The following is a 16022-nucleotide window of genomic DNA, read 5'->3' as shown; positions in this document are numbered from 1 at the left end:
CTTTCGTGGGAGCGCCTCAGGCCAGGGCCTGGGCATAGACATCGAGGTAGTGCGCGGCGGCGGTCTGCCAGTCGGCGGGGCGCCGCATCGCCGCGGTGCGCACCGCGCGCCAGTCGGTGGGCCGGCGGTAGAGCGCGAAGGCACGCCGCAGCGCGCGCTCGTAGTCGGCGGCGTCGAAGCGCTCGAAGGCAAAGCCCGTGGCCAGGCCCGCGGCCATGTCCTCGAGCGTGGCGTCGACCACCGTGTCGGCCAGGCCGCCGACGCGGCGCACCAGCGGCAGGCTGCCGTACTTGAGGCCGTACATCTGGGTCAGTCCGCAGGGCTCGAACAGCGAGGGCACGAGCGTGACGTCGCCGGCGCCGAACAGTCGATGCGCGAGCGGTTCGCTGTAGCCGACCGTGACGCTGACCAATGCGGGTGCGGCGGCCGCGCGCTCGCGGAAGGCGGCCTCGAGCCAGGCGTCACCGCTGCCGAGCAGCGCGAGCTGGCCGCCCTGGGCCAGCAGCGCATCGAGGCCGCCGAGCACCAGGTGCAGGCCCTTCTGCTCGGTCAGGCGGCTCACGACCACGAACAGCGGCGCGTCGGGCAGCGGCGCGAGCCCCAGTTCTTCCTGCAGCGCGGCCTTGTCGCGGGTCTTGCCGACCATGCGGCGCGGTTCGTAGCGGTGGGGCAGGAGGGGGTCGGTGGCCGGGTTCCAGACCTGGTCGTCGACTGCGTTGAGGATGCCCGTCAGCCGCCCTGCGCGGCTGCGCAGCAGGCCGTCGAGGCCGAAGCCCTGCTCGGGCGTCTGGATTTCGCGCGCATAGGTCGGGCTCACGGTGGTCAGGCGGTCGGCGAAGCACAGGCCGCCCTTCATGAACGAGAGCTGGCCGTGGTATTCGAGGCCGTCGATCGAGAACGCGGCCGGCGGCAGACCCAGCTCGCCGAAATGGGCGCCCGCGAACAGCCCCTGGTAAGCCAGGTTGTGGACCGTGAAGACGCTGGCGGCGCGTGCGCCGCGGCCGCCGCGCGGCGCGAAGGCCATGTAGGCGGGCGCGAGCGCCGCATGCCAGTCGTGCGCATGCACCACCTGCGGCTGCCACGCCGGATCGAGCCCCTGGGCCAGCTGCGCCGCCGCCCAGCCCAGCAGCGCGAAGCGCCGGTGGTTGTCGCCGTAGGGCTGGCGATGGGCGTCCTCGTAGGGATTGCCGGGCCGGTCGTAGAGTGCGGGCGCATCGATCAGGTAGGCCGGGATGTCGGGTGCGCCCGCGGTGGCGATGCGGCCGAGCTTCAGCTGCGCGCGCTCGCCCCAGGGCGCGACGATCTCGGCCACCGGTTGCGCGTCGACGATGCCCGCCGCGATTGCCGGGAAGCCGGGGAGCAGCACCCGCGCCTCCTGGCCCGCCGCGAGCAGCGCCAGCGGCAGGGCGCCGGCGATGTCGGCCAGCCCTCCGGTCTTGAGCAGGGGAAAGATCTCGGCGCTGACCTGCAGGATCCTCATGCGAGCCGCTTGAGCATCTCGCGCGTGACCAGCACCACGCCGCCCTCGGTGCGCTCGAAGCGTGCGGCATCGGCCACCGGGTCTTCGCCGATCACCATCTCGTCGGGAATCACGCAGGCGCGGTCGATCACGACCTTGTTGAGCCGGCAGCCGCGGCCGACCTCGACGTCGGGCAGCAGCACCGCCTCGTTGACCTCGCAGAAGGAATGGATGCGCACGCCCGAGAACAGCACCGAGCTGCTGACCTTGGAGCCCGAGACGATGCAGCCGCCCGAGACGATGGTGTTGACCGTCATGCCGTGCCGGCCCTCGCGGTCGAGCACGAACTTGGCCGGCGGCAGCTGCCGCTGGTAGGTCCAGATGGGCCAGTCGGTGTCATAGATGTCGAGCTCGGGGGTGATCGAGGCCAGATCGAGGTTGGCTGCCCAGAATGCATCAATCGTGCCCACGTCGCGCCAGTAGGCCGAGGCGTCGCTGCCGCGCCGGGCCCGCGTGACGCAGGACATGCTGAAGGGATGCGCATGGGCGCGGCCCTCGGCGACTGCGCGGGGAATGATGTCGTGGCCGAAATCGTGGCTCGAATCGGGATTCAGGTTGTCTTCCTCGAGCAGCTGGTAGAGGTACTCGGAATCGAAGACGTAGATGCCCATGCTGGCCAGCGCCACGTCGGGGTTGCCGGGCATCGCGGGCGGGTCGGCCGGCTTCTCGAGGAAGGCGGTGATGCGCCGGTCGTCGTCGATCGCCATGACGCCGAAGGCGGTGGCTTCCATGCGCGGCACCTCGATGCAGCCGACCGTGCAGCCACGACCGCTCGCCACGTGGTCCGTCAGCATGATCGAGTAGTCCATCTTGTAGACATGGTCGCCGGCCAGCACCACGACGTAGTCGTGCGGCGTCGAGCGGGTCTGGATGATGTCGAGGTTCTGGTAGACCGCATCGGCCGTGCCGCGGTACCAGTGCTCGTCGCCGACGCGCTGCTGCGCGGGCAGCACGTCGACCATCTCGTTGAGCTCGGCGCGCAGGAAGCTCCAGCCGCGCTGCAGGTGGCGCATCAGCGAGTGCGACTTGTACTGCGTGACCACCGCCATGCGCCGGATGCCGGAGTTGAGGCAGTTCGACAGCGCGAAGTCGATGATGCGGAACTTGCCGCCGAAGTAGACCGCGGGCTTGGCGCGGCGGTCGGTCAGCTGCTTGAGCCGGGAACCGCGTCCGCCGGCCAGCACCAGCGCGATGGTGCGACGAACGAGCTGGTGAGCCTGCAGCGAGCTTTGCGGGATATCTGCCATCTTGAGCCTCCGATCGTTTTGTGTCCGTGATTCCAGCCTAGCACTCCACCTCATGGAAAAGCGCCGCTTTTTGCCAGCCAGAGGCTGCCGGCCGGCAGCCTCTGCGTCTCGCCGAGCGGCTCGGACGAGGGCGCCGCGCCGTCCGCGGCCTCGCTCGCGAGCCGGCAGGTCCAGCGGCCGGGCGGCAGCCGGAACTCGACTTCGCCAGCCTCGGCGTTCACGAGCAGCAGCCAGCCGGCGGCGGGCTGCTGCGCGTCGAACAAGAGCGCCAGGGCATGGCGGTCGCCGCGCTCCCAGTCGCGCGCCTGCATGTCCTGGCCTTCGGGCGTGAGCCAGCGCAGCGTGGTGCCGCCGGGTTGCGCCGGCTGCTGCGCGGGCCACCAGCGCGTGCTGCGCAGCGGCCCGGCCTCGCGGCGCAGCGCCAGCACGCGCGCGACGAAGCCGGTCAGGCCGGCGTCGCCCTGCGACCAGTCGAGCCAGGTAGTCTCGTTGTCCTGGCAGTAGGCGTTGTTGTTGCCGCGCTGGCTGTGGTCGAGCTCGTCGCCGGCCAGCAGCATCGGCGTGCCCTGGGCCAGCAGCGTGGCGGCCAGCAGCGCGCGCTGCAGGCGGTGCCGCTCGGCCAGCACGGCGGGGTCGTCGGTGTCGCCCTCGACGCCGCAGTTGCGGCTCAGGTTGTGGCCATGGCCGTCGCGGTTGCCTTCGCCGTTGGCGAGGTTGTGGCGCTGGTCGTAGCTCAGCAGGTCGCGCAAGGTGAAGCCGTCGTGCGCGGTGACGAAGTTGACGCTCGCGACCGGGCCCCGCGCGTCATGGTCGAACTCGCGGCTCGATGCCGTGAAGCGATGCGCGAACTCGCCCAGCGGCGCGCTGCGATGCAGCCAGAAGCCGCGCTGCGTGTCGCGGAAGCGGTCGTTCCATTCGAGCCAGCCGGGCGGGAATTCGCCCAGCCGGTAGCCGTCGGGCCCGATGTCCCAGGGCTCGGCGATCAGCAGCGTGCGCGCCAGCACCGGGTCCTGCGCGATGGCCGCCAGCAGCGGCGCGCGCGGGTCGAAGCTGCCGCCGCTGCGGCGCGCGAGGATCGGCGCCAGGTCGAAGCGGAAGCCGTCGACGCCGAGCTCGAGCACCCAGTGGCGCAGGCTGTCCATCACCAGCTGCACGACGCGCGGCTCGGCCAGGTTCAGGCAGTTGCCGCAGCCGGTCCAGTTCTCGTAGAGCGCGCGGTCGTCGGGCCGCAGGTGGTAGTAGAGCGCGTTGTCGATGCCGCGCAGGCTCAGCGTCGGGCCCAGTTCGTCGGTCTCGGCGCTGTGGTTGTAGACCACGTCGATCACCAGCTCCATGCCGCGCGCGTGGATCGCGTCGGTCATGGCGCGGAACTCGCCCGACGGCGTGGTGCCTGGTCGGCCGCTCCAGTAGCGCGCCTCGGGTGCGAACCAGCCGATCGAGCTGTAGCCCCAGTAGTTGTCGAGCCCGAGCGCGAACAGGCGCGCCTCGTCGGCGCGGTGCTGCACCGGCATCAGGCTCAGCGTCGTGACGCCGAGCCGCTGCAGGTGGTCGAGCACGGCCGGCTGCGCGAGGCCGGCATAGCTGCCGCGCAGCTCGGGCGGCACCTGCGGGTGCAGCCGGGTCTGGCCGCGCACGTGCAGCTCGTAGAGCACGCGCTCGCCGGCAGGGATGCGCGGACGCTCCACCTGCGAGGGCGCCAGCGGTGCCGCCACGCGCGCCTTGAGCGCGAGTGCGGCGTTGTCGCGGCGGTCGGGCTGGTCCGGACGCGACGGGTCGTGGCCGAGGAACAGGTCCTCGCCGCCATAGCGGCCGACCACCTCGCGCGCATACGGATCGAGCAGCACCTTGGCCGGGTTGAAGCGCAGCCCCTGGTGCGGCGCCCACGGGCCGTGCACGCGCCAGCCGTAGACCAGTCCGGGCCGCGCGCCCGGCAGCCGCAGGTGCCAGACGCCGTCGGTGCGCTCGGTCAGGCGCAGGCGCTGCTGCTCGTGCAGGCCCCCGGTATCGAACAGGCACAGCTCGACCGCGGTGGCGCTTGGTGCCGCCAGCGCGAAGTCGACGCCTTCGGGACCGGGCGTGGCGCCCAGCGGCCACGGAACGCCGGCCCTCACGCGAGCACCCACATCAGGGTGGCGAGCGGCGGCACCGACATCGCCATGGACTGCGCCTGGCCGTGCCAGGGTTGCGGCTCGGTGTCGCAGGGGCTGTTGCCGACGCCGCTGCCGCCGTAGTCGTGGCCGTCGGTGTTGATGATCTCGCGCCAGCGGCCGGCGGCCGGCATGCCGAGCCGGTAGCCATGGCGCGGCACCGGCGTGAAGTTGCAGACCGCGACCACGCAGCTGCCGTCGCGCGCGCGTCGCACGAAGGCGAACACCGACTGGTCGGCGTCGTTGTGGCACAGCCATTCGAAGCCCTCGGGCTCGCAGTCGAGTTCGTGCAGGGCGGGGAAGTGGCGGTAGACGTTGTTGAGGTCGCGCACCAGGTGCCGCATGCCCTGGTGCAGCGGTTCGCCGAGCAGGTGCCAGTCGAGGCTGCGGTCGGCGTTCCACTCGGCGACCTGCGCGAACTCGTTGCCCATGAACAGCAGCTTCTTGCCCGGGTAGGCCCACAGGTAGCCATAGAGGTTGCGCAGGCCCGCGAACTTCTGCCAGGCGTCGCCGGGCATGCGGCCGATCATCGAACCCTTGCCGTGCACCACCTCGTCGTGCGAGAGCGGCAGCACGAAGTTCTCGCTGAAGGCGTACATGAGGCCGAAGGTCACCTTCTGGTGGTGGTGCTTGCGGTAGACCGGGTTGATTCCGGCATAGGCCAGCGTGTCGTTCATCCAGCCCATGTTCCATTTGTAGTGGAAGCCCAGCCCACCATGCTCGGGCGGCCGCGTGACGCCGGGGAAGCTGGTCGATTCCTCGGCCAGCGTGATGGCGCCGGGCCGCTCGACACCGATCACGCGGTTCATGCGGCGCAGGAAGTCGATCGCCTCGAGGTTCTCGCGTCCGCCCTCCGCGTTCGGCACCCATTCGCCGGGCTTGCGGCTGTAGTCGCGGTAGAGCATCGAGGCCACCGCATCGACCCTGAGGCCGTCGACGCCGTAGCGCTCGAGCCAGTACAGCGCATTGCCGACCAGGTAGTTGCGCACCTCGGCCCGCGCGTAGTTGAAGATCAGCGTCTGCCAGTCGTTGTGGAAGCCCTCGCGCGGGTCGGCGTATTCGTAGAGCGCGGTGCCGTCGAAGCTCGCGAGGCCGTGGGCATCGGTCGGGAAGTGCGCGGGCACCCAGTCGAGGATCACGCCGAGCCCGGCCGCATGCGCGGCCTCGACGAAGGCGCGGAAGTCGCCCGGCGTGCCGAAGCGCGAGGTCGGCGCGTAGAGGCCGATCGGCTGGTAGCCCCAGGAGCCATCGAAGGGGTGCTCGCTGACCGGAAGCAGCTCGATGTGGGTGAAGCCCATGTCGCGCGCATAGGGCACGAGCGTGTCGGCCAGCTCCCGGTAGTCCAGCCATTCGTGGCCGTTCTTGCGCCGCCACGAGCCCAGGTGCACCTCGTAGATGCTGAGCGGCGCGCCGCGCGCGTTGGCTCCGGCGCGCCCGGCCGGCAGCGTGACCGGTGCCGGCAAGGGCTGCACCACGCAGGCGGTGTCGGGCCGGAGGCGCGCCGAGAAGCCGAAGGGATCGGCCTTGCGCAGCACCTGGCCCTGCGACGAGAGAATCTCGAATTCGTAGGCATCGCCGGCCGCCACCTGCGGCGCGAAGATCTCCCAGACGCCGCATTCGCGGCGCAGCCGCATCATGTGGCGACGGCCGTCCCACTGGTTGAAGTCGCCGACCACCGAGACCCGGCGCGCGTTGGGCGCCCAGACCGCGAAGGCCACGCCGCGCACGCCGTCGACCTCGCGCAGGTGGGCGCCCAGCTGTTCGTAGGGGCGCAGGTGGGTGCCCTCGGCGAGGAGCCACACGTCGGTTGCGCCGAGCACCGGCGGGAAGCGATAGGGGTCCTCGAGCGCCGAGCGGTGCGAGCCCCAATCGACCTCGAAGCGGTAGCCGAGCTCGGCCTCGGAGGCCGGGACCAGGGCCTCGAACAGGTCGCTGTCGCCTTGCCGCTCGAGCTGGGCCAGCGGCCAGCCCGAACCCGAGTGCAGCACCGCGACCGTATGCGCGCCCGGCAGCAGGGCGCGCACCCGGAGGCCCTCGTCCGTGCGATGCGGTCCGAGCACGGCGAAGGGGTCGCCATGCTCGGCGCGCATCAGGGCACGGACCTCGGGCTCAGGCAGCATGCAGGGGTTCTCCGAAGAAGACGCCGAAGGGTGGCAGCGACAGTGTGCGCCCTTCCGTCAGCGCGCCCGTGAATAGCGTCTTGGCCACGGGCGCCAGCGCTTCGGGCAGGGTGAAGACCGCCGGCGCATCGGCGAGGTTGAAGACCGCCTGCAGCCGGGCGCCGCCTTCGTCGCTGCGCTCGAAGCACAGCAGCGGCTCCGGCGCGTCGATGAAGCGCATGGCTCCGGTGCGCAGCAGCGGCTGCGTGCGGCGCCAGTGCAGCAGCGCGCGGCTGAAGCTGAGCATCGAGCCGGGGTCGTCGGCCTGCTGGTCGGTGGCCAGAGACAGGTGGGCCTCCGACACCGGCAGCCAGGGCAGGCCGTCGGTGAAGCCGCCGTGGGGCGCGTCGGCGCGCCAGGGCATCGGCGTGCGGCAGCCGTCGCGGCCCTTGAACTCGGGCCAGAAGGCGCGGCCGTAGGGGTCCTGCAGCAGCTCGAACGGCACTTCGGCCTCGGGCAGGCCCAGTTCCTCGCCCTGGTAGATGCTCGCGCTGCCGCGCAGCGACAGCAGCAGCGCGAGCCACAGGCGGTCGCGCCGCGTGTCGGCCGAGCCGGCCGCGTTCCAGCGGCTCGCCACGCGCGGCACGTCGTGGTTCGAGACGGCCCAGCAGCCCCAGCCGTCGGTCTTCTCGAGCGCGCGGTCGAGCACCTCGACCTGGGTGCGCAGATGGCGCGCGCTGTGCTCGCTGGTCAGCAGGCTGAAGCTGTAGGCCAGGTGCAGGCGGCGGTCGCGCTCGGTGTAGCGGGCCATGACCGGCGGCGCGTCCTCGTCGCCGACCTCGCCGAGCGCGACCGCCCCGTAGCGGTCGAGCAACCGGCGCAGTTCCTCGAGGAACAGCAGGTTCTCGGGCTGGCTCTTGTCGTGCAGGTGCTGCTGCATCGCGTAGGGGTTGTCGGCGCGCACCGTGCTCACCTCGCCGCCGTTGGCGGGCGGGTTGTCGCGCAGGCGGGCATCGTGGAACTGGTGGTTGCAGGCATCGAAGCGAAAGCCGTCGACGCCGCGCTCGCACCAGAACTTCACTTCGCCGAGCAGCGCTTCCTGCACCGCCGGGCAATGGAAGTTGAGGTCGGGCTGCTCGGCCAGGAAGCTGTGCAGGTAGTACTGGCGCCGGCGCGAATCCCACTGCCAGGCCGAGCCGCCGAACACCGACAGCCAGTTGTTGGGCGGGGTGCCGTCGGGCTTCGCGTCGGCCCATACGTACCAGTCGGCCATCGGGCCGCTGCGGCTGGCACGGCTGGCGGCAAACCAGGCGTGCTGGTCGGAGGTGTGCGACAGCACCTGGTCGATGATGATTCGGAGGCCCAGCGCGTGGGCGCGCGCGAGCAGCGCGTCGAAGTCCTCGAGGGTGCCGAAGATCGGGTCGACGGCGCGGTAGTCGGAGACGTCGTAGCCGAAGTCCTTCATCGGCGAGCGGAAGAAGGGCGAGATCCAGATCGCATCCACGCCGAGCGCCGCCACGTGGTCCAGGGTGGCCGTGATGCCCGGCAGGTCGCCGATGCCGTCGCCGTTGCTGTCCATGAAGCTGCGCGGGTAGATCTGGTAGATCACCGCGCCCCGCCACCAGTCCTTCTCCACCATGATGCCCCCGGGGTTCCAAAAACGTTCTGGCATGCGAGAAGTGTGCCTCGTCCCCATGTCGGGGTAGTGAAGTGGGCGCAACCTCGGGGCGAGCAACCAGAACCGCGATAATCCGCGTTCCCCCGGCCGCCTGGCGCCGGGACGACTGCCGAGTGCCAAGAGTGCCCATGAACCCCAGCTACAAACCCGCCGACGTCGAGTCCGCCGCCCAGGCCCACTGGACCGCGGCCGACGCCTACCGCGTGACCGAGGACGCGCGCAAGAAGAAATACTACGCGTGCTCGATGCTGCCCTACCCCAGCGGCAAGCTGCACATGGGCCATGTGCGCAACTACACGATCAACGACATGCTCACGCGCTACCTGCGCATGAGCGGCTACAACGTGCTCATGCCCATGGGCTGGGACGCCTTCGGCCTGCCGGCCGAGAACGCGGCACTCAAGAACGGCGTGCCGCCGGCCAAGTGGACCTACGAGAACATCGCCTATATGAAGGGCCAGCTCCAGGCCATGGGCCTGGCGATCGACTGGAGCCGCGAGATCGCCACCTGCGATCCGAGCTACTACAAGTGGAACCAGTGGCTGTTCCTCAAGATGCTCGAGAAGGGCATCGCCTACCGCAAGACCCAGGTCGTCAACTGGGACCCGGTCGACCAGACCGTGCTCGCCAACGAGCAGGTGATCGACGGCAAGGGCTGGCGCACCGGCGCCACGGTCGAGCGGCGCGAGATTCCCGGCTACTACCTCAAGATCAGCGACTACGCCGAAGAGCTGCTCGAGCACACCCAGCACAAGCTGCCGGGATGGCCCGAGCGCGTCAAGCTGATGCAGGAAAACTGGATCGGCAAGAGCGAGGGAGTGCGCTTCGCCTTCACGCACAAGATCAAGGACGACAAGGGCCAGCCGATCCAGGACGGCCGCATGTACGTCTTCACGACCCGTGCCGACACCATCATGGGCGTGACCTTCTGCGCTGTGGCGCCCGAGCATCCGCTGGCTGTCCATGCCGCGAAGAGCGATCCCAGGGTCGCGGCCTTCATCGCCGAGGCCAAGGGCGGCGGCACCACCGAGGCCGAGCTCGCCACGCAGGAAAAGAAGGGCGTGCCCACGGGCCTCACCGTGACCCATCCGGTCACCGACGAGCAGGTGCCGGTCTGGGTGGGCAACTACGTGCTCATGAGCTACGGCGACGGCGCCGTGATGGGCGTGCCTGCGCACGACGAGCGCGACTTCGCCTTCGCCAACAAGTACGGCATCGAGATCATCCAGGTCGTGCTGGTCGACGACGAGCCGCATTTCGACTACCACCGCTGGCAGGACTGGTACGCCGACAAGCAGCGTGGCGTGACCATCAATTCCGACAACTTCAGCGGTATGCACTACGCCGAGGCGGTCAAGGCGGTGGCGCATGCACTGGGCCAGAAGGGCCTGGGCGAGATGCAGACCACCTGGCGCCTGCGCGACTGGGGCGTGAGCCGTCAGCGCTACTGGGGCACGCCGATCCCGATCATCCACTGCGACGAACACGGCGCGGTGCCGGTGCCCGAGAAAGACCTTCCGGTGGTGCTGCCGACCGACTGCGTTCCCGATGGCTCGGGCAACCCGCTCGCCAAGCACGAGGGCTTCCATGCCGGCGTGGTCTGCCCCGTGTGCGGCAAGGCGGCGCGCCGCGAGACCGACACGATGGACACCTTCGTCGACAGCTCGTGGTATTTCATGCGCTACTGCGACCCGAAGAACGACGAGGCCATGGTGGCTGGCGGCGCCGAGTACTGGATGCCGATGGACCAGTACATCGGCGGCATCGAGCACGCGATCCTGCACCTGCTGTACGCGCGCTTCTGGACCAAGGTGATGCGCGACCTCGGCCTCGTGAAGGTCGACGAGCCCTTCGCCAAGCTGCTCACGCAGGGCATGGTGCTCAACCACATCTACTACACGCGCAGCGAGAAGGGCGGCAAGGACTACTTCCCGCCGTCCGAGGTCACGCCGTTGCTCGACGCCCAGGGCCGCATCAGCGGCGGCACCACGGCCGACGGCACCCGGGTCGAGTACGGCGGCGTCGGCAAGATGGGCAAGAGCGAGCGCAACGGCGTCGACCCGCAGGACCTGATCGAGAAGTACGGCGCCGACACCGCGCGGCTCTACACCATGTTCACGGCGCCGCCCGAGGCCACGCTCGAGTGGAACGACGCCGCGGTCGAGGGCAGCTACCGCTTCCTGCGCCGGGTCTGGAATTTCGGCGTCGCCCAGCAGGCCGCCGAGGCGCCCGCGGCCGGCGCGCCGGCCTATGGCAAGGCCGCCAAGGCACTGCGCCACGAAGTCCATACGGTGCTGCGCCAGATCGACTACGACTACCAGCGCATGCAATACAACACCGTGGTGTCGGGCGCCATGAAGCTGCTCAATGCGCTCGAAGGCTTCAAGCCGGCCGCGCCCGACGCGGGCGACCGTGCGGCGCTGCGCGAAGGCTTCGGCATCCTGCTGCGCTGCCTCTACCCGGCCACGCCGCACATCGCGCACGAGCTGTGGCATCAGCTCGGCTACGACAAGGACCAGGGCGGCCTGCTCGACGCGGCCTGGCCGGTGGTCGACGTCGCCGCGCTCGAGCAGGACGAGATCGAGCTCATGCTGCAGATCAACGGCAAGCTGCGCGGCTCGCTGCGCGTTCCGGCCGGGGCGAGCAAGCAGGAGATCGAGAAGTTCGCGCTCGACAGCGAGGCCTTCGTCCAGAACGCCGGCGGCGCGGTCGCCAAGCGCGTGATCGTGGTGCCGGGCCGGCTCGTCAATCTCGTCGTGTGAGCCGCATGGACACCCGTATCCACGCGCCGCGCCGCCGTTTCCTCGCGGCCGGTGCCGGCGCCATTGCCGCGCTCGCGCTCCCGGGCTGCGGCTTCGAGCTGCGCAAGGCACCGGATTTCGCCTTCAAGAGCATCGTCGTGACCGGCAACGGCGCGTTCTCGAACTACCTGCGCAGGCAGCTGCGCGCGGCCGGAACCGTCGAGGTGCTCGCCGCCGACCAGGCCGACAAGGCCGAGGCGGTGCTCGAGCTGCTCGGCGAGAGCCGCAACAACGTGGTGCTCTCGACCACGCCCGACGGCCAGGTGCGCGAGCTGCAACTGATCCTTACGCTTCGCTTCCGGGTGCGCGGCCAGGGCGGACGGGAGCTTCTGGCGCCGACCCAGCTGCAGCAGTCGCGCGACATCACCTACAACGAGACCGCCGCGCTGGCCAAGGAAGGCGAGGCCGAACTGCTCTACCGCGACATGCAGAGCGACATCGCGCAGCAGGTGATGCGCCGCCTGGCCGCGATCAAATGAGCTCACCCGCGGGTTGGCTCACCTGTTCGTCATGCAACTGAGTCCGGCCCAGCTCTCGTCCCACCTCGCGAAGCGGGTTGCGCCGCTCTACGTGGTGCACGGCGACGAGCCCCTGCTGGCGCAGGAAGCCGCCGATGCCATCCGCGCGGCGGCGCGCACCCAGGGCTACACCGAACGCAGTTCGTACACGGTGGCAGGCGCCCATTTCGACTGGAGCGCCGTGCTGGCGGCCGGCGGCTCGCTGAGCCTGTTCGCGGATCGGCAGCTGATCGAGATCCGCATCCCCTCGGGCAAGCCCGGCAAGGACGGCAGCACGGCGCTGCAGCAGATCGCCGAGGCGGCCCAGGGCAACGACAGCACGCTCACGCTCGTGATGCTGCCGCGACTCGACAAGGCCACCCGCAGCAGCGCCTGGTTCGCGGCGCTCGAGCAGCACGGCGTAGGCCTCCAGATCGAGACGGTCGAGCGCGCCGCGCTGCCGCAGTGGATCGCGCAGCGGCTGGCGCTCCAGGGCCAGCGCGTCAAGGCCGGCGAGGAAGGCCAGCGCACGCTGCAGTTCTTCGCCGACCGGGTCGAGGGCAACCTGCTGGCCGCGCACCAGGAGATCCAGAAGCTCGCGCTGCTGCACCCCGAGGGCGAACTGGGCTGGGAAGAGGTCGAGGGCGCGGTCAACAACGTCGCCCGCTACGACGTCTTCAAGCTCTCGGAGGCGGTGCTGGCCGGCAATCCGCAGCGTGTGATGCGCATGCTCGAAGGCCTGCAGGCCGAGGGCGAGGCCGAGGTGCTGGTGCACTACACGCTGGCCGAGGACATCCGCGCGCTCAAGCGTGTGAAGGACGCCATGGCGGCCGGCCGTCCGCTGCCGATGGCGCTGCGCGAGAACCGCATCTGGGGCGCGCGCGAGCGGGCCTTCGAGCGGGTGCTGCCGCGGCTCGACGAGCGCGCGCTGGCGCGCATGCTGCGCGCTGCCCACGTGGTCGACGGCATCGTCAAGGGCCTGAAGCAACCCGACTGGCCGGTCAATGGCTGGCAGGCGCTGCAGCGGCTGGCCTTCATGCTGTGCCGCGCCTGCGCGCCGGCCGGAGCATCCGCCCCGCGGCGTTGATTTTTCGTCGTAGATGCACGCTATTGGTGCATTTTCGGCCCCTGGCCGGCGCCGGCTTTGGCCTTCGCGGCACAATCCGGGGATGAACACCCTGAACGTATCCGAGTATGTACAGACGCTCGGACTGCAGGCCAAGCTGGCCTCAGCACTCATGGCGCGCGCGGATGCCGCCACCAAGAACAAGGCCTTGAAGGCACTGGCACGGCGCCTACGGGCCGCCGGCGAGCCGCTGGCCGAAGCCAACGCCAAGGACCTCGCCCGCGCCGAGGGCGCCGGCCTGTCGGCCCCGATGGTCGACCGCCTCAAGCTCACCCCGAAGATCATCGAGACCGTGGCCCAGGGCTGCGAGCAGCTCGCCGCCATGTCCGACGTCATCGGTGAAGTCATCGGCATGAAGCAGCAGCCCAGCGGCATCCGGGTCGGCCAGATGCGGGTGCCGATCGGCGTCTTCGGCATGATCTACGAGAGCCGCCCCAACGTGACCATCGAGGCCGCGAGCCTGGCGATCAAGAGCGGCAACGCGGCGATCCTGCGCGGCGGCTCCGAGGCCATCGAGTCAAACAAGGCGCTGGCCCTGCTGGTGGCCGAGTCGCTCGAGGAGGCCGGCCTGCCGGTCGACGCGGTGCAGCTGGTCGGCACCACCGACCGCGAGGCCGTGGGCCAGCTGATCGCGATGCCGCAGTTCGTCGACGTGATCATCCCGCGCGGCGGCAAGGGCCTGATCGAGCGCATCAGCCGCGATGCCCGGGTCCCGGTCATCAAGCACCTCGACGGCAACTGCCACGTCTACGTCGACCACACGGCCGAGCCCGACATGGCGCTGCGCATCGTCGACAACGCCAAGACACAGAAGTACAGCCCCTGCAACGCCGCCGAAGGCCTGCTGGTGGCCGACACCGTCGCCGAGGCCTTCCTGCCCGAGATCGGCGCGGTGTTCGCAGCCAAGGGCGTCGAGATGCGCTGCGACCCCGCGGCCGCGCGGATCCTGCGCGCCGATGCGGCCCACCTGCCGAACGCGCGCATCGTCGACGCGGTCGAGTCCGACTGGTCGGAGGAATACCTGGCCGCGGTGATCAGCATCAAGGTGGTCGCGGGCGTGGACGAGGCCATCGCCCACATCAACCGCTATTCGAGCCACCACACCGACGCCATCGTCACGCGCGACCACATGAACGCCCAGCGCTTCCTGCGCGAGGTCGACTCGGCCAGCGTGATGGTGAATGCCAGCACGCGCTTCGCCGACGGCTTCGAGTTCGGCCTCGGCGCCGAGATCGGCATCAGCACCGACAAGTTCCATGCGCGCGGGCCGGTCGGCATCGAGGGACTCACCTCGCTCAAGTACGTGGTGCTGGGCCAGGGCGAAGTCAGGGGCTAAGCGCGGCCGGCCCGGGGGGCCGGGCGCCTTTTTTCCGAGGGTTGTCATTGGGGAGTCCGCCCCAAAATCTACAATCCGCGCTCTAAGCTCAGGCAAAAAACCAACAAGGCCGCCCGCATGGTCCCCCATCTCGTCACTGCCCTGACCGGCCCCATCAACGAACTCGAGCAGCGGGTGCTCGATTCCACGCCCGCCATCGAGCGCTGGTTCCGGCTCGAATGGATGGAGCACACGCCGCCCTTCTACAGCTCGGTCGACATCCGCAATGCCGGCTTCAAGCTGGCACCGGTCGATACCAACCTGTATCCGGGAGGCTGGAACAACCTCACGCAGGAGATGCTGCCGCTGGCGGTGCAGGCGGCCCAGGCGGCGATCGAGAAGATCTGCCCCGAGGCGCGCAACCTGCTGGTGATTCCCGAGAACCATTCGCGCAACACCTTCTACCTGGCCAACGTGGCGCAGCTGGTGCGGATCTTCCACATGGCCGGGCTCAACGTGCGGGTCGGCTCGATCGACCCGGCGATCAAGTCGCCCAAGAAGATCGAACTGCCCAACGGCGAGACGGTCTGCCTCGAGCCCGTGGCCCGCAGCAAGCGCCGGCTCGGGCTCAAGCATTTCGACCCCTGCACCATCCTGCTCAACACCGACCTCGCGGCCGGCACGCCGGGCATCCTGGAAGATCTGCACGAGCAGTACCTGCTGCCGCCGCTGCACGCCGGCTGGTCGGTGCGACGCAAGAGCAACCATTTCCACAGTTACGAAGAGGTGTCCAAGCGCTTCGGCAAGCTGCTCGGCATCGACCCCTGGCTGATCAACCCGATGTACGCCAAGGCCGCCGACGTGAGCTTCGCGACCGGCCAGGGCATCGACGTGCTGACCAGCCATGTCGATGCGCTGCTGTCCAAGGTCCGCCGCAAGTACAAGGAATACGGCATCAACGAGAAGCCGTTCGTGGTGGTCAAGACCGACAACGGCAGCCCGGGCCTGGGCGTGATGACCGTGCGCGACGCCAAGGAGATCGAGGCGCTGGTGCGTCGTCCCCGCCTCGGCCACAAGGGCGCGGTCGGCAAGGAAAGCCCGGAGCCCTGCGACCTGATCGTGCAGGAAGGCGTGCTGACCAACGAGCGCGTGCACAACGGCGTCGCCGAGCCGGTCGTCTACATGATGGACCGCTACGTGGTGGGCGGCTTCTACCGCGTGCATGCCGAGCGCAACCCGGACGAGAACCTCAACCTGCCGGGCGCCAGCTTCGTGCCGCTGGCCTTCTCGGAAAGCGCCCACCTGCCCCAGCCGGGCGCCAAGCCGGGCGCCAGCGCCCCCAACCGCTTCTACATGTACGGCGTCATCGGCCGGCTCGCCATGGTGGCGGCCAGCTACGAGCTCGAGGCGACCGACCCCGATGCCGAAGTCTACGAATGATTTCAGCCTACATCTTGCAGCCCTTCGCGGCGGCGGCAAAATAGCCTTCCCATAACAAAGCCAACGACAGGGGGGAAAGGCGCGTGACGCGGCCCGTTCGGTCCGTCGAGGCGCCGCACGGCGTGCTGCACGCCGACGACCCTTTGCTGCAGC

10 protein-coding genes are annotated in these 16022 nt (G+C 69.8%); 5 read left to right on the top strand and 5 right to left on the bottom strand.

Annotation, left to right across the window (positions count from 1 at the left end; genetic code table 11):
• Positions 1–16: 16 nt before the first annotated feature.
• From glgA to QTH87_RS16340, 5 genes are read right to left on the bottom strand one after another with little or no spacing between them, the layout of a single operon-like run.
• Positions 17–1480 (bottom strand): glycogen synthase GlgA, encoded by a 1464-nt coding sequence (glgA, locus tag QTH87_RS16360; protein WP_286610617.1) that lies wholly within the window; start codon positions 1478–1480, stop codon positions 17–19.
• Positions 1477–2766, bottom strand: coding sequence for a glucose-1-phosphate adenylyltransferase (gene glgC, locus QTH87_RS16355; RefSeq protein ID WP_286610615.1), 1290 nt, complete (start codon positions 2764–2766; stop codon positions 1477–1479). Before glgC ends, glgA begins: the two co-directional genes overlap by 4 nt.
• A gap of 50 nt (positions 2767–2816) precedes the next feature.
• Positions 2817–4877: a glycogen debranching protein GlgX gene (glgX, locus tag QTH87_RS16350; RefSeq protein ID WP_286610613.1), complete on the bottom strand. Its 2061-nt coding sequence runs from the start codon at positions 4875–4877 to the stop codon at positions 2817–2819.
• Positions 4874–7033 carry a 1,4-alpha-glucan branching protein GlgB gene (gene glgB, locus QTH87_RS16345; RefSeq protein WP_286610612.1) on the bottom strand — a complete coding sequence of 720 codons (2160 nt, stop codon included), beginning with the start codon at positions 7031–7033 and terminating at the stop codon, positions 4874–4876. Before glgB ends, glgX begins: the two co-directional genes overlap by 4 nt.
• Positions 7023–8684 (bottom strand): alpha-amylase family glycosyl hydrolase, encoded by a 1662-nt coding sequence (locus tag QTH87_RS16340; RefSeq protein WP_286610610.1) that lies wholly within the window; start codon positions 8682–8684, stop codon positions 7023–7025. Before QTH87_RS16340 ends, glgB begins: the two co-directional genes overlap by 11 nt.
• Positions 8685–8818: 134 nt before the next feature.
• Between QTH87_RS16340 and leuS the strand changes: the two genes are divergently transcribed.
• From leuS to gshA, 5 genes are all read left to right on the top strand, one after another.
• Positions 8819–11452, top strand: coding sequence for a leucine--tRNA ligase (leuS, locus tag QTH87_RS16335; RefSeq protein WP_286610607.1), 2634 nt, complete (start codon positions 8819–8821; stop codon positions 11450–11452).
• A 5-nt stretch (positions 11453–11457) separates the two neighbouring features.
• Positions 11458–11970, top strand: coding sequence for an LPS-assembly lipoprotein LptE (locus QTH87_RS16330; protein ID WP_286610606.1), 513 nt, complete (start codon positions 11458–11460; stop codon positions 11968–11970).
• A 31-nt stretch (positions 11971–12001) separates the two neighbouring features.
• Positions 12002–13075: a DNA polymerase III subunit delta gene (gene holA, locus QTH87_RS16325; protein ID WP_286610604.1), complete on the top strand. Its 1074-nt coding sequence runs from the start codon at positions 12002–12004 to the stop codon at positions 13073–13075.
• A gap of 82 nt (positions 13076–13157) precedes the next feature.
• Positions 13158–14450 carry a glutamate-5-semialdehyde dehydrogenase gene (locus QTH87_RS16320; protein ID WP_286610602.1) on the top strand — a complete coding sequence of 431 codons (1293 nt, stop codon included), beginning with the start codon at positions 13158–13160 and terminating at the stop codon, positions 14448–14450.
• 117 nt (positions 14451–14567) lie between these two features.
• Positions 14568–15869 (top strand): glutamate--cysteine ligase, encoded by a 1302-nt coding sequence (gshA, locus tag QTH87_RS16315; RefSeq protein ID WP_286610600.1) that lies wholly within the window; start codon positions 14568–14570, stop codon positions 15867–15869.
• The last annotated feature ends 153 nt before the right edge of the window (positions 15870–16022 follow it).

It is taken from the genome of Variovorax jilinensis (genome assembly GCF_030316885.1).
Taxonomy (GTDB): Bacteria; Pseudomonadota; Gammaproteobacteria; order Burkholderiales; family Burkholderiaceae_C; genus Variovorax; species Variovorax jilinensis.
The sequence above is the reverse complement of the archived record's forward strand: the minus strand, read 5'-3'. Positions and strand labels throughout refer to the sequence as shown.